Here is a 13,840-nt window from a genome sequence, read left to right on the forward strand (position 1 = left end):
CGGGCATCGTCCACAGTTTCGTCACGGCCAACATAGGCGACCGACGGGATGCCTGTCCGCATCCCGCGCGACCGAAATCTCGCAGTTGGGACTCAGGATTTCGTGACCGTCGCCTTGTTGATGACGACCGTCGCGTTGGGCGCGGTGTTCCCGGTCTGGGGGTCCATGGGCTGGGCACCGGCGTCCGCGATCTTCTTCAGTACCTTCATCCCCGCCTCGGACACCGTGCCGAACGGCGTGTAGTCGGGCGGCAGCTGACTGTCCTGGTAGACCAGGAAGAACTGGCTGCCCCCGCTGTCGCGCCCCTGCTGCGTCTGCGCGTTGTACTGGTTGGCCATCGCGACCGTTCCCGCCGGGTACACGTTGCCCTTGAGGCTCGCGTCCTTCAGGTTCTCGTCGGGGATCGTGTAGCCGGGGCCGCCCGCTCCGGTGCCCTGCGGGTCGCCGCACTGGAGCACGTAGATGCCCTGGTCGGTCAGCCGGTGGCACTTGGTGTGGTCGAAGTAGCCCTTGTTCGCGAGGAAGTCGAAGGAGTTGACGGTGTGCGGCGCCGCCGACGCCTTCAGCGCCACGTCGATCGCCCCGCAGGTCGTGTCCAGCTTCATGGTGTACTTCGCCGACTTGTCGATGGACATCGCCGGCTCCTTCTTCCACGTCTTGGACGCGGCCTTGCCCCCGGCCGGCTTGTCGCACGGGTCCGGAGCCTTGTCCGTCGGGGCGGCACTCGGCGTGACCTCGGCGTTGGCGTTGGTCTTGTCGTCGTCCTGCTCGAGCGCCCCGGTCGCGTACAGCGCGCCGCTGCCCACGAGGACCACACCGAGCGCGGACGCGATCACCGAGTTGCGGATCCGCGACTTGCGGCGCGCGTCGGTGCGCCGCTGCTGCTGCCGCAAGAACTTCTCCCGGGCGAGCTGACGCCGCCGCTGTTCCTGGCTGACCACCGGGTTCTCTCCTCATGCGTCTCGTGTGCCGGCCGGTACGCGTGCGTGCGTGCGGTGAGCCGACCGCCTGCGTGTGCCCCGTACCGTATATGGGTTCGCTGAGGAATCGGCAGCGCCGGTAGGCTCTGGCCACGGGCGCAGCCCGGTCGCAAGCCTCCCGTATCGACACAACGAAGGACGATCGTGCTCATTGCCGGGTTCCCCGCCGGGGCCTGGGGGACGAACTGTTATCTCGTCGCCCCCGCCGCCGGTGAGGAGTGCGTGATCATCGACCCCGGCCACCAGGCCGCCGACGGCGTCGCGGAGGCGGTCCGCAAGCACCGCCTCAAGCCCGTCGCCGTCGTCCTCACCCACGGCCACATCGACCATGTCGCCTCGGTCGTCCCGGTGTGCGGAGCGAACGACGTGCCGGCCTGGATCCACCCCGAGGACCGCTACATGATGAGCGACCCCGAGAAGGGGATCGGCCGCGCCATCGGCATGCCGCTCATGGGCGAGCTGACCGTGGGGGAACCGGACGACGTCAGGGAACTCACCGACGGCTCCCGGCTGGCCCTCGCCGGACTGGAGTTCTCCGTCGCGCACGCGCCGGGCCATACCAAGGGGTCGGTGACCTTCGGCCTGCCCGAGGCGGCGGACGTCCCGCCGGTCATGTTCTCGGGCGACCTGCTGTTCGCCGGCTCCATCGGACGCACCGACCTGCCCGGCGGTGACATGGCCGAGATGCTCGACTCGCTGGCCCGTGTGTGCCTGCCGCTCGACGACTCGACCGTGGTGCTGTCCGGCCACGGCCCCCAGACGACCATCGGCCAGGAGCGCGCCACCAATCCGTATCTGCGGCAGGTGGCGGGCGGCCAGGGCACCTCCGAGGCGCCCCGACGAGGAATGTGACGAGTAACTTCCGTGAGCACCTTCAAGGCCCCCAAGGGCACGTACGACCTGATCCCGCCGGACAGTGCCGTGTACCTCGCCGTCCGCGAGGCCATCGCGGCCCCGCTGCGGGGCTCCGGCTACGGCTACATCGAGACGCCCGGCTTCGAGAACGTCGAACTGTTCGCACGCGGCGTCGGTGAGTCCACCGACATCGTGACCAAGGAGATGTACGCCTTCGAGACCAAGGGCGGCGACCGGCTCGCCCTGCGTCCCGAAGGCACCGCTTCCGTGCTGCGCGCGGCCCTGGAGGCCAACCTGCACAAGGCCGGCAACCTCCCGGTCAAACTCTGGTACTCGGGCTCGTACTACCGCTACGAGCGCCCCCAGAAGGGCCGCTACCGCCACTTCTCCCAGGTCGGCGCCGAGGCGATCGGCGCGGAGGACCCCGCGCTGGACGCCGAGCTGATCATCCTCGCCGACCAGGCGTACCGCTCGCTGGGCCTGCGAGACTTCCGCATCCTGCTCAACAGCCTGGGCGACCAGGAGTGCCGCCCGGTGTACCGGGCCGCGCTGCAGGACTTCCTGCGCGGCCTGGACCTGGACGAGGACACGCTGCGCCGCGCGGAGATCAACCCGCTGCGCGTCCTGGACGACAAGCGCGAGTCGGTGCAGAAGCAGCTCACCGGTGCCCCGCTGCTGCGCGACCACCTCTGCGACGCCTGCACGGCGTACCACGAGGAGGTCCGGGCCCTGCTGACGGCTCAGGGCGTTGCCTTCGAGGACGACCACAAGCTGGTGCGCGGCCTGGACTACTACACCCGCACCACCTTCGAGTTCGTCCACGACGGTCTGGGCTCGCAGTCCGCGGTGGGCGGCGGCGGCCGCTACGACGGACTGTCCGAGATGATCGGCGGCCCCGCGCTGCCGTCCGTCGGCTGGGCGCTCGGCGTCGACCGCACCGTGCTGGCCCTGGAGGCGGAGGGCGTCGAACTCGAACTCCCCGTCACCACCAGCGTGTTCGCCGTCCCGCTCGGCGAAGAGGCCCGCCGGGTGCTGTTCGCCAAGGTCACCGAGCTGCGCAAGAACGGGGTGGCGGCGGACTTCTCCTACGGCGGCAAGGGCCTCAAGGCCGCCATGAAGGCCGCCAACCGCTCCGGCGCCCGCTACGCCCTGGTGCTGGGCGAGCGGGACCTCGCCGAAGGAGTCGTCCAGCTCAAGGACATGGAGTCCGGCGAGCAGACGGCGGTCGGCGTGAACGAGATCGTGGCGGAGCTCGAGTCACGGCTCGGCTGAGCACCGCACCACAGGCGCCGGGTGCCCGCGCGGGCACCCGGCGCCTCGCGCCGTCAACCGCGCGGTCCCGCGGAGCACCCTGGCGGGGGACGCCGGGTGGAGCGTGTGTGCGGTCCCGCACCAGACGTCGGCCGGAACCGTACGCCCACGGGCGAACGCCGGTATGTCCTTATGCCCGCTCAACGGCGGACCCACAGCCCCGTACGGCACAATGGCCCTGCCCGAAGCAGGTCCACACTTCCTCAGTGACGGAATCGGCGTGATGAGCAAGACGACAGTCAGGGACGTCGACATGGAGCCCGAACCCTCGGCCTCGCCGGAGCAGCCCGCACCGGCGCCGCGTGCGGAAGGCGCGAGCCGGGCCTTCGCCCTGCTCCTGGTGATCACCGGAGCCGCCGGCGTGCTCGCCGCGTGGGTGATCACACTCGACAAGTTCAAGCTGCTCGAGGCCAAGGTGAGGGGCGAGACCTTCGTCCCGGGATGCAGCCTCAACCCCGTCGTCTCCTGCGGCAGCGTGATGGAGAGCGACCAGGCCTCCGTCTTCGGATTCCCCAACCCGGTGCTGGGGCTCGTCACCTACGGCATCGTCGTCTGCGTCGGTATGAGCCTGCTCGCCCGGGCCCGGTTCCCGCGCTGGTACTGGCTCACCTTCAACGCGGGCACGCTCTTCGGCGTCGTCTTCTGCGCCTGGCTGATGTTCCAGTCCCTGTACCGGATCAACGCCCTGTGCCTGTGGTGCTCCCTGGCCTGGGTCGCCACGATCATCATGTTCTGGTACGTGACGTCGTTCAACATCCGCAAGGGCTACCTGCCCGCCCCGGGCTGGCTCAGGAGCTTCTTCGGCGAGTTCACCTGGGTGCTGCCGGTCCTGCACATCGGTGTCATCGGCATGCTGGTGCTGACCCGCTGGTGGGACTTCTGGACCAGCTGACCTCCCGCCCTGGTTGTCGGTGCGGTGCCTTAGGGTTTCAGCGTGGAGCCCGACCTGTTCACCGCCGCGGCAGAAGAACGCCAGGAGAAGGACCCGACCGGCAGTCCCCTGGCGGTCCGGATGCGTCCGCGCACCCTCGACGAGGTGGTGGGCCAGCAGCACCTGCTGAAGCCGGGCTCCCCCCTGCGCAGACTGGTCGGCGAAGGCGCCTCGGGCCCCGCGGGTCCCTCCTCGGTGTTCCTCTGGGGCCCGCCCGGCACCGGCAAGACGACCCTGGCCTACGTCGTCTCCAAGGCCACCAACAAGCGCTTCGTGGAGCTGTCGGCGATCACCGCGGGTGTCAAGGAGGTCCGCGCCGTCATCGAGGGCGCCCGCCGCGCCTCCGGCGGGTACGGCCAGGAGACCGTCCTCTTCCTCGACGAGATCCACCGCTTCAGCAAGGCCCAGCAGGACTCCCTGCTGCCGGCCGTGGAGAACCGCTGGGTCACCCTGATCGCCGCGACCACCGAGAACCCCTACTTCTCGGTCATCTCGCCACTGCTCTCCCGGTCCCTGCTGCTCACCCTCGAACCTCTCACCGACGACGACATCCGGGACCTGCTCCGCCGGGCACTCACCGACGAGCGGGGTCTGAAGGGTGCCGTCACCCTCCCCGAGGACACCGCGGACCACCTCCAGCGCATCGCCGGCGGTGACGCCCGCCGCGCGCTGACCGCCCTGGAGGCCGCCGCCGGCGCCGCGCTCGACAAGGGCGAGACGGAGGTGACGCTGGCCACCCTGGAGGAGACGGTCGACCGGGCCGCGGTGAAGTACGACCGCGACGGCGACCAGCACTACGACGTCGCCAGCGCCCTGATCAAGTCCATCCGCGGCTCCGACGTGGACGCCGCCCTGCACTACCTGGCCCGCATGATCGAGGCCGGCGAGGACCCCCGCTTCATCGCGCGCCGGCTGATGATCTCCGCCAGCGAGGACATCGGCCTCGCCGATCCCCAGGCGCTGCCCGTCGCGGTCGCAGCGGCCCAGGCCGTCGCCATGATCGGTTTCCCCGAGGCCGCCCTCACCCTCAGCCACGCCACCATCGCGCTCGCCCTCGCCCCGAAGTCCAACGCGGCGACCACCGCGATCGGCGCCGCCCTCGACGACGTGCGCAAGGGGCTGGCCGGGCCCGTCCCCTCCCACCTGCGGGACAGCCACTACAAGGGCGCGACCGAGCTGGGACACGGCAAGGGATACACCTACCCGCACGACCTGCCCGAGGGCATCGCCGAACAGCAGTACGCGCCGGACGCCCTGAAGGACCGCGCGTACTACGAGCCCACCCGGCACGGCGCGGAGGCGAGATACGCGGACGCGGTGGAGTGGACCAGGAAGCACCTGGGTCGCAAGCGGTCGTGACCACCCTGTAGACTTCCGCGCAGTGCTGCGTCCCGTGTCCGGCTCCGGTCGGCGCCTCAGGCGGGACATCCAGCCGGATCTTCGATCCAGGAGCGTCGCGCACCGTTGTAGGTGTCGCGGGCAGCCCACCACCACCCGTCAGTCCCGGGACCGGTCGGTGGGCCGTTCGTGTGCTGCACGTATGTGCCCAGAACAGGGGAGCGGCTGCCCGGCAGGTCCCCAGCGGACCTGTCGGGAATTCCCCGGCTGCGGATGCGACCTCCCGTAACCCTGAGGCAGCCGAAAAGGAAAAGGAAAAGAAGTGGCGAACCAGCCCCGCCCCAAGGTCAAGAAGTCGCGTGCCCTCGGCATCGCGCTGACCCCGAAGGCCGTCAAGTACTTCGAGGCCCGTCCCTACCCCCCGGGTGAGCACGGCCGTGGCCGCAAGCAGAACTCGGACTACAAGGTCCGTCTGCTGGAGAAGCAGCGTCTGCGCGCGCAGTACGACCTCTCCGAGCGCCAGCTGGTCCGCGCCTACGAGCGTGCCTCCAAGACCTCGATGAAGACCGGCGAAGCCCTCGTCATCGAGCTCGAGCGCCGTCTCGACGCGCTGGTCCTGCGTTCGGGCATCGCCCGCACGATCTACCAGGCCCGCCAGATGGTCGTCCACGGCCACATCGCGGTCAACGGCAAGAAGGTCGACAAGCCCTCCTTCCGTGTCCGCCCGGACGACGTCGTGGAGGTGCGCGAGCGCAGCAAGGAGAAGACCCTCTTCACGATCGCCCGTGAAGGCGGCTTCGCCCCCGACGGCGAGATCCCGCGCTACCTCCAGGTGAACCTCAAGGCCCTGGCGTTCCGCCTGGACCGTGAGCCGAACCGCAAGGAGATCCCGGTGATCTGCGACGAGCAGCTCGTCGTCGAGTACTACGCCCGCTGATCCCGGCAGGCACGCGGTATCCCGAGCCCGCCGTCTCCCCGCCCCTCCGGGCGGACGAGGCGGCGGGTTCGTCTTCGCCCGCAGCCGTGTCCCGGCGCGACCGCGCCGGTGGCGCACGGTAATCCGGTGCGGAGCGAGGTCACCGGCGCGATAGGCTCGGGGACACGATTTTCTCGACGTTCAGGCGCGTTTCAAGGGAGCGGGTGCACACAGTGTCCGGTGGCGAGGTGGCCGGCATCCTGGTGGCCGTGTTCTGGGCGATCCTGGTCTCCTTCCTCGCCGTCGCGCTGGCGAGGCTGGCCCAGACGCTCCGGGCGACCACCAGGATGGTGGCGGAGGTGACCGATCAGGCGGTCCCGCTGCTGGCCGACGCCTCCGCGGCGGTGCGCTCGGCGCAGACCCAGATCGAGCGGGTCGACGCGATCGCCTCCGACGTCCAGGAAGTCACCTCCAACGCCTCCGCGCTGTCGACCACCGTGGCCTCCACCTTCGGCGGCCCGCTGGTCAAGGTCGCCGCCTTCGGCTACGGCGTACGCCGGGCCGTCAGCGGCCGCAAGGACGACGCCCCGGCCAAGCCGTCGAGGCGTTCCGTGATCGTGGGCCGTACCGTCCCGGGGGCGCGGCGGGAAAAGCGGCCCCGGGGAAAGAGGGACTGACCCAGCGATGTTCCGCCGAACGTTCTGGTTCACCTCCGGCGTCGCCGCCGGCGTGTGGGCCACCACCAAGGTCAACCGCAAGCTGAAGCAGCTCACGCCGGAGAGCCTCGCCGTCACCGCCGCGAACAAGGCGATCGACGCCGGAGGCCGGCTCAGGGACCGTGCGGTGGACTTCGCCCTCGAGGTCCGCGACAACATGGCCCGGCGCGAGGCGGAACTGGGCGACGCGCTCGGGCTGAGCGCCCCCGTCGACCGTGAACTCCCCCCGCCCCGCGGCTACGCCGTCATCGAGAACCGCAACAGCACCAAGTACGTCGAGGGCCCGGCTCACCGGCCGACGTACCCGACGCACCCGTACAACCGGAATGAGGACCACTGATGGAGTCGGCCGAGATCCGCCGCCGCTGGCTGAGCTTCTTCGAGGAGCGCGGGCACACCGTCGTCCCTTCGGCGTCGCTCATCGCGGACGACCCGACTCTGCTGCTCGTCCCGGCCGGGATGGTGCCCTTCAAGCCCTACTTCCTGGGTGAGGTCAAGCCGCCCTTCGCCCGCGCCACCAGCGTGCAGAAGTGCGTGCGCACCCCCGACATCGAAGAGGTCGGCAAGACCACCCGCCACGGCACGTTCTTCCAGATGTGCGGCAACTTCTCCTTCGGCGACTACTTCAAGGAAGGCGCCGCGGAGCTGGCTTGGGAACTGCTCACCACACCCCAGGACAAGGGCGGCTACGGCCTCGACCCCGAGCGCCTGTGGATCACCGTCTACGAGCAGGACGACGAGGCCGAGCGCATCTGGCGCGACGTCGTCGGCGTGCCCGAGGACCGCATCCAGCGCCTGGGCAAGAAGGACAACTACTGGGACATGGGCGTCCCCGGCCCCTGCGGTCCCTGCTCCGAGATCAACTACGACCGCGGCCCCGAGTTCGGCGCCGAGGGCGGCCCCGCCGTCAACGACGAGCGGTACGTGGAGATCTGGAACCTCGTCTTCATGCAGTACGAGCGGGGCGAGGGGCCGGGCAAGGACTACCCGATCCTCGGCGACCTGCCGAGCAAGAACATCGACACCGGTCTCGGTCTCGAGCGGCTCGCCATGATCCTGCAGGGCGTCCAGAACCTGTACGAGATCGACACATCCATGGCCGTGATCGACAAGGCCACCGAGCTGACCGGCGTCCGCTACGGCGACGCCCAGGCCTCGGACGTCTCCCTGCGCGTGGTCACCGACCACATGCGCACCTCGGTCATGCTCATCGGTGACGGTGTCACCCCCGGCAACGAGGGCCGCGGTTACGTGCTGCGCCGCATCATGCGCCGCGCCATCCGCAACATGCGGCTCCTCGGCGCCACCGGCCCGGTCGTCAAGGACCTGGTCGACGTCGTCATCGGCATGATGGGGCAGCAGTACCCCGAGCTGGTCACCGACCGCGAGCGCATCGAGAAGGTGGCCCTCGCCGAGGAGAACGCCTTCCTGAAGACGCTGAAGGCCGGCACCAACATCCTCGACACCGCCGTCAGCGACACCAGGTCCGCCGGCGGTACCGTCCTCCCCGGCGACAAGGCCTTCCTGCTCCACGACACCTGGGGCTTCCCGATCGACCTCACCCTGGAGATGGCCGCCGAGCAGGGGCTCTCCGTGGACGAGGACGGGTTCCGCCGTCTGATGAAGGAGCAGCGGGAGCGCGCCAAGGCCGACGCCCGGGCCAAGAAGACCGGCCACGCCGGTACCGGTGCCTACCGGGAGATCGCCGACAAGGCCGGCGCCACCGACTTCGTCGGCTACACCGCCACCGAGAGCGAGTCCACGATTCTCGGCATCCTCGTCGACGGCGTCTCCTCCCCGGCCGCCACCGAGGGCGACGAGGTGGAGATCGTCCTCGACCGCACTCCGTTCTACGCCGAGGGCGGCGGCCAGATCGGCGACACCGGCCGGATCAGGGTCGACACCGGCGCCGTCGTCGAGATCCGCGACTGCCAGAAGCCGGTGCCGGGCGTGTACGTCCACAAGGGCGTCGTCCAGGTCGGCGAGGTCACCGTCGGTGCCAGGGCCGAGGCCTCCATCGACGGCCGCCGCCGTACGGCCATCGCCCGTGCCCACTCGGCCACCCACCTCACCCACCAGGCGCTGCGCGACGCCCTGGGCCCCACGGCCGCCCAGGCGGGCTCCGAGAACCAGCCCGGGCGCTTCCGCTTCGACTTCGGATCGCCGTCGGCCGTACCGACGGCCGTGATGACCGACGTCGAGCAGAAGATCAACGAAGTGCTCGCCCGCGACCTCGACGTGCGCGCCGACGTGATGGGTATCGACGAGGCCAGGAAGCAGGGCGCCATCGCCGAGTTCGGCGAGAAGTACGGCGAACGCGTGCGCGTCGTGACCATCGGCGACTTCTCCAAGGAGCTGTGCGGCGGCACCCATGTGCACAACACCGCCCAGCTCGGCCTGGTGAAGCTGCTGGGCGAGTCGTCCATCGGTTCCGGTGTGCGGCGTATCGAGGCCCTGGTAGGCGTGGACGCCTACCACTTCCTCGCCCGCGAGCACACGGTCGTCGCCCAGCTCCAGGAGCTGATCAAGGGCCGCCCGGAGGAGCTCCCGGAGAAGGTCTCCGCCATGCTCGGCAAGCTCAAGGACGCCGAGAAGGAGATCGAGAAGTTCCGCGCCGAGAAGGTGCTCCAGGCCGCCGCCGGTCTCGCCGAGTCGGCCAAGGACGTCCGCGGCATCGCGCTGGTCACCGGACAGGTACCCGACGGCACCGCGCCGGACGACCTGCGCAAGCTGGTCCTCGACGTGCGGGGCCGCATCCAGGGCGGCCGGGCCGTCGTCGTCGCGCTCTTCAGCGTGAACAACGGCAAGCCGCTGACCGTCATCGCCACCAACGAGGCCGCCCGCGAGCGCGGTCTCAAGGCCGGTGAGCTGGTGCGCACCGCTGCCAGGACGCTCGGCGGCGGCGGTGGCGGCAAGCCCGACGTCGCCCAGGGCGGCGGCCAGAACCCGGCCGCCGTCGGCGAGGCCGTCGACGCCGTCGAGCGGCTCGTGGCGGACACCGCCAAGTGAACGGCCCGGTGAACGAGCAGGCGGACGGCCCGGTGATGCGCCGCGGCCGGCGTCTCGCGGTCGACGTCGGGGACGCCCGCATCGGGGTCGCCTCCTGCGACCCCGACGGGATCCTCGCCACGCCGGTCGAGACGGTCCCCGGCCGGGACGTCCCGGCGGCGTACCGCAGGCTGAGGCAGCTCGTCGAGGAGTACGAACCGATCGAGATCATCGTGGGCCTGCCCCGTTCCCTCAAGGGGGGCGAGGGCCCCGCGGCCGTCAAGGTCCGCGGCTTCGTGGGCGAACTGGCCCGTCTGGTCGCCCCCGTTCCGGTGCGGCTCGTCGACGAGCGGATGACGACGGTGACGGCGAGTCAGGGACTGCGCGCCTCCGGGGTGAAGTCCCGCAAGGGGCGCTCGGTCATCGACCAGGCGGCCGCTGTGATCATCCTTCAGCAGGCGCTGGAATCCGAACGGGTGTCAGGCAGACCACCCGGTGAGGGCGTCGAAGTGGTCATCTGATCGCGATACGGTAACGTTCCGCGCGATGCGGACGGTGTTCGAACAGCCGCCGCACAGAGAGAGGCGCGACGGAATCCCTGGTCTTCAGGTGGCCGGGGTGACCGCCGCCTCGCGGCTCTAGGGGATCGATGACTGAGTATGGCCGGGGCCCAGGCTCCGAACCGTGGCATCCGGAGGACCCGTTGTACGGGGACGGCGGATGGGGAGGACAGCAGGCCCAGCAGGGTCAGCAGTCCCCCTACGGCGGCCAGCCGCAGCAGTATCCGCAGCAGCCGCAGGCGCAGTACGACGACTGGGGCACCTCCGGCCGGCAGGGTTCCTCCGACCAGCACGGTTACGGACAGCAGCAGTATCCCCAGTACAGCCATCAGCAGGGCTACGGGCAGCAACCGCAGTACGACCAGCAGTACGCCCCCGGCCAGCACCAGCACCAGCAGCCTCAGCATCACCAGCCGCACCAACACCAACACCAGCAGCAGCCGCAGCCGCAGCCGCAGTACGACCAGAACGGCTGGCCCGTCGGCGCGCATCACCCCCAGGACCCGTACGCGGCCGACCCGTCGCACCCCTACGGGCAGCAGCCCGGCGGGTACGGCGGGGAACAGGCCGACTACTACGGCACCCCCGAGGCATATCCCCCGCCCGAACCGCCCGGCCGCCGCCGCGCGGAGCCGGAGCCCGAGCCCGAGGCGGAGACCGACTGGGACCCCGGCCCCGACCGGGGCGAGCACGCCTTCTTCTCGGGCGAGGACGACGGCCGCGACGACGATCAGGCCGAACGGCGCGAAGGCGGCGAACGCCGGGGCGGCAAGGAGAAGAAGCGGCGCAGCGGCCTCGCCTGCCTCGTGGTGGTCGTGGTCTTCGGCGGCGGCCTGGCCGGTGTCACCTACTTCGGCTACCAGTTCTACCAGGATCGTTTCGGCAGTCCCGCGGACTACGCGGGAACCGGCAACGGCGAGCAGGTGACCGTCACGATCCCCAAGGGTTCCGGCGGCTACGCCATCGGCCAGGAGCTCAAGAAGCAGGGCGTCGTCGAGAGCGTCGACGCGTTCGTGGCGGCCCAGGCGGCCAACCCGCAGGGCAAGAACATCCAGGACGGCGTGTACACGCTGCAGAAGGAGATGTCGGCCGCCAGCGCGGTCGACCTGATGCTCAGCCCGAAGAGCCGCAACAACCTGATCATCGCCGAGGGCAAGCGCAACGCCGACATCTACAAGCTGATCGACACCCGCCTCGGTGTCGAGGCGGGTACGACGGCGAAGGTGGCCAAGGAGGACTGGGAGAAACTCGGTCTGCCCGAGTGGGCCCGGAACCACGAGAACGTCAAGGACCCGCTGGAAGGATTCCTCTTCCCCTCCAGCTACGGCGTGTCCAAGGGACAGAAGCCGGAGGACGTCCTCACCCGCATGGTCGCGCAGGCCACCGAGGTCTACGACCGGCTCAAGGTGGAGGAGAAGGCCCAGAGCCTCGGGCTCGAGGACCCGTGGCAGCTGGTCACCGTCGCCAGCCTCGTCCAGGCGGAGGGCACCAGCCACAGCGACTTCCGCAAGATGGCCGAGGTCATCTACAACCGTCTGGAAACCGGCAACACCGAGACCAACGGCATGCTGGAGTTCGACTCCACGTACAACTACATCAAGAACCAGAGCAAGATCGACCTGACCCTCGCGGAACTCAGGAACTACGACAACCCGTACAACACGTACTTCTACAAGGGCCTGCCGCCCGGGCCGATCAGCAACCCCGGCGAGGAGGCGGTCGAGGGCGCGCTCAGCCCGACGGACGACGGCTGGTTCTACTTCATCTCCCTCGACGGGAAGACCAGCAAGTTCACCAGGACCAATGCCGAACACGCGAAACTGGTCAGAGAATTCAACGCGTCGAGGAAGAACTGATGGCGGGATCCCGCCGCGCCGCCGTACTCGGCTCACCGATCGCCCACTCCCTCTCCCCGGTGCTGCACCGTGCCGCGTACGCGGATCTCGGGCTCGAGGGATGGACGTACGACCGTTTCGACGTCGACGAGAAGGCGCTGCCCGAGTTCCTCCGGACGCTCGGTCCCGAGTGGGCGGGGCTGTCCCTGACCATGCCGCTGAAGCGGGCGGTCATCCCGCTGCTCGACGAGATCAGCGGGACGGCGGCCTCCGTGGACGCGGTGAACACGGTCGTCTTCCACGAGGACGGCCGCAGGACCGGTGACAACACCGATATCCCCGGCATGACCGCCGCCCTGCGCGAGCACGGCATCGTGGAGGTGGAGGAGGCGGCGATCCTCGGCGCGGGCGCCACCGCGTCCTCCGCCCTGGCGGCGCTGGCCCGCATCTGCCGGGGAGAGATCACCGTGTACGTCCGCAGCGAGGCCCGGGCGGCCGAAATGAGGCGGTGGGCCGAGCGGCTCGACGTCGCGGTGCGCACCGCCGGCTGGGACGACGCCGAGCGGGGCCTGCACGCACCGCTGGTCGTCAGCACCACCCCGGCCGGTGTCACGGACCTGTTCGCCCGGGCCGTCCCGGAACGCCCGGCGGCCCTCTTCGACGTGCTCTACGACCCGTGGCCGACCCCTCTCGCCGCCCGCTGGTCCGCCTACGGCGGCGCGGTGATCAGCGGGCTCGACCTGCTGGTGCACCAGGCGGTGCTCCAGGTGGAGCAGATGACGGGACACTCGCCGGCCCCGCTGGACGCCGTCCGAAAAGCAGCGGAACGGGCCCTCGCGGCCCGCTAGGATCCACCTTCGGTTCCGCAGGGGGCGGAACACGGGAGGGGAACACGTTCCATGTCCGACAGCATGCCGCTGGCATCGTGGAAGACCCAGATATTCGAGTCCGTCCTGGGCTTCCTGCCCGACTGGGTGCAGATCACGGCGCTGGCCCTGGTCGTGCTCGCGGTGGCGGCCACCTGGGCCGTCAAGATCAAGCGCGGGATCGCCCACCGCCGTGCCGTCCGCCTGGGCACGGCGGCCCAGTACGGAGAGGACAGCGGCGCCCACTATCTGGGCCAGTACGCGCCGCGGCGGCAGAGCGGCGGGGCAGACCACCCCGGCGCCCCCGCGCCCGGGCCCACCACACCCGCCACACCCGCCACGCCGGCCCCGCGACCGCAGCCGAGCGGCGCCGACTTCCTCGGCGCCTACGCGCCGCCGCAGCGTCAGGGCGACGGTACGGCTTGATTTCCCCTTGTCCGGGCTCCCCGGCCGAGCCGTCCGTCTGATGGACCGGCGGCCGGTCGCCCCGCCCGGACGTGGGAGGATCGGAGGCGGCGGACCGGGGCCGCGCACCCCGTCACGC

Annotated in this window: 13 protein-coding genes; 12 read left to right on the top strand and 1 reads right to left on the bottom strand. The window is 70.2% G+C overall.

Annotated features, from left to right (window positions below; genetic code table 11):
* Positions 1-92: 92 nt before the first annotated feature.
* Positions 93-941: a peptidylprolyl isomerase gene (locus HTV45_RS14155; protein WP_215206084.1), complete on the bottom strand. Its 849-nt coding sequence runs from the start codon at positions 939-941 to the stop codon at positions 93-95.
* A 183-nt stretch (positions 942-1,124) separates the two neighbouring features.
* Between HTV45_RS14155 and HTV45_RS14160 the strand changes: the two genes are divergently transcribed.
* The 12 genes from HTV45_RS14160 (at position 1,125) to HTV45_RS14215 (ending at position 13,722) form a co-directional block, all read left to right on the top strand.
* Entirely contained in the window at positions 1,125-1,832 is a 708-nt protein-coding gene (locus HTV45_RS14160) for an MBL fold metallo-hydrolase (protein WP_215206085.1), read from the top strand.
* Positions 1,833-1,844: 12 nt separating this feature from the next.
* Positions 1,845-3,107, top strand: coding sequence for a histidine--tRNA ligase (gene hisS / locus HTV45_RS14165; protein WP_215206086.1), 1,263 nt, complete (start codon positions 1,845-1,847; stop codon positions 3,105-3,107).
* Positions 3,108-3,369: 262 nt separating this feature from the next.
* Positions 3,370-4,038 carry a vitamin K epoxide reductase family protein gene (locus tag HTV45_RS14170; protein WP_215206087.1) on the top strand — a complete coding sequence of 223 codons (669 nt, stop codon included), beginning with the start codon at positions 3,370-3,372 and terminating at the stop codon, positions 4,036-4,038.
* 42 nt (positions 4,039-4,080) lie between these two features.
* Complete coding sequence (locus HTV45_RS14175) at positions 4,081-5,436, top strand: replication-associated recombination protein A (RefSeq protein ID WP_215206088.1); 1,356 nt, start codon at positions 4,081-4,083, stop codon at positions 5,434-5,436.
* Positions 5,437-5,737: 301 nt separating this feature from the next.
* Positions 5,738-6,352 (top strand): 30S ribosomal protein S4, encoded by a 615-nt coding sequence (gene rpsD, locus HTV45_RS14180; RefSeq protein WP_215206089.1) that lies wholly within the window; start codon positions 5,738-5,740, stop codon positions 6,350-6,352.
* A gap of 203 nt (positions 6,353-6,555) precedes the next feature.
* Complete coding sequence (locus HTV45_RS14185; protein WP_215206090.1) at positions 6,556-7,008, top strand: DUF948 domain-containing protein; 453 nt, start codon at positions 6,556-6,558, stop codon at positions 7,006-7,008.
* 7 nt (positions 7,009-7,015) lie between these two features.
* Complete coding sequence (locus tag HTV45_RS14190) at positions 7,016-7,387, top strand: hypothetical protein (RefSeq protein WP_215206091.1); 372 nt, start codon at positions 7,016-7,018, stop codon at positions 7,385-7,387.
* Entirely contained in the window at positions 7,387-10,056 is a 2,670-nt protein-coding gene (gene alaS, locus HTV45_RS14195; protein ID WP_215206092.1) for an alanine--tRNA ligase, read from the top strand. Before HTV45_RS14190 ends, alaS begins: the two co-directional genes overlap by 1 nt.
* A 35-nt stretch (positions 10,057-10,091) precedes the next feature.
* A complete protein-coding gene (ruvX, locus tag HTV45_RS14200; protein ID WP_215206196.1) occupies positions 10,092-10,556 on the top strand; it encodes a Holliday junction resolvase RuvX in 465 nt (154 codons plus the stop codon).
* A gap of 128 nt (positions 10,557-10,684) precedes the next feature.
* Positions 10,685-12,451 (top strand): endolytic transglycosylase MltG, encoded by a 1,767-nt coding sequence (gene mltG / locus HTV45_RS14205; protein ID WP_215206093.1) that lies wholly within the window; start codon positions 10,685-10,687, stop codon positions 12,449-12,451.
* Entirely contained in the window at positions 12,451-13,278 is an 828-nt protein-coding gene (locus HTV45_RS14210; protein ID WP_215206094.1) for a shikimate dehydrogenase, read from the top strand. The genes mltG and HTV45_RS14210 overlap by 1 nt, the downstream gene beginning before the upstream one ends.
* Before the next feature lie 51 nt (positions 13,279-13,329).
* On the top strand, positions 13,330-13,722 hold the full coding sequence (locus HTV45_RS14215; protein WP_215206095.1) for a hypothetical protein: 393 nt from the start codon (positions 13,330-13,332) through the stop codon (positions 13,720-13,722).
* Positions 13,723-13,840: the final 118 nt, after the last annotated feature.

Source organism: Streptomyces sp. CHD11 (assembly GCF_018638295.1).
Lineage (GTDB): Bacteria > Actinomycetota > Actinomycetes > Streptomycetales > Streptomycetaceae > Streptomyces.

What these genes read in the sequence shown, in the direction of transcription:
- HTV45_RS14170 (WP_215206087.1), top strand. Translation starts at nt 3,370, where the DNA reads ATGAGCAAGACGACAGTCAGGGACGTCGACATGGAGCCCGAACCCTCG.
- HTV45_RS14190 (WP_215206091.1), top strand. Translation starts at nt 7,016, where the DNA reads ATGTTCCGCCGAACGTTCTGGTTCACCTCCGGCGTCGCCGCCGGCGTG.
- alaS (WP_215206092.1), top strand. Translation starts at nt 7,387, where the DNA reads ATGGAGTCGGCCGAGATCCGCCGCCGCTGGCTGAGCTTCTTCGAGGAG.
- ruvX (WP_215206196.1), top strand. Translation starts at nt 10,092, where the DNA reads ATGCGCCGCGGCCGGCGTCTCGCGGTCGACGTCGGGGACGCCCGCATC.
- mltG (WP_215206093.1), top strand. Translation starts at nt 10,685, where the DNA reads ATGACTGAGTATGGCCGGGGCCCAGGCTCCGAACCGTGGCATCCGGAG.
- HTV45_RS14210 (WP_215206094.1), top strand. Translation starts at nt 12,451, where the DNA reads ATGGCGGGATCCCGCCGCGCCGCCGTACTCGGCTCACCGATCGCCCAC.
- HTV45_RS14215 (WP_215206095.1), top strand. Translation starts at nt 13,330, where the DNA reads ATGTCCGACAGCATGCCGCTGGCATCGTGGAAGACCCAGATATTCGAG.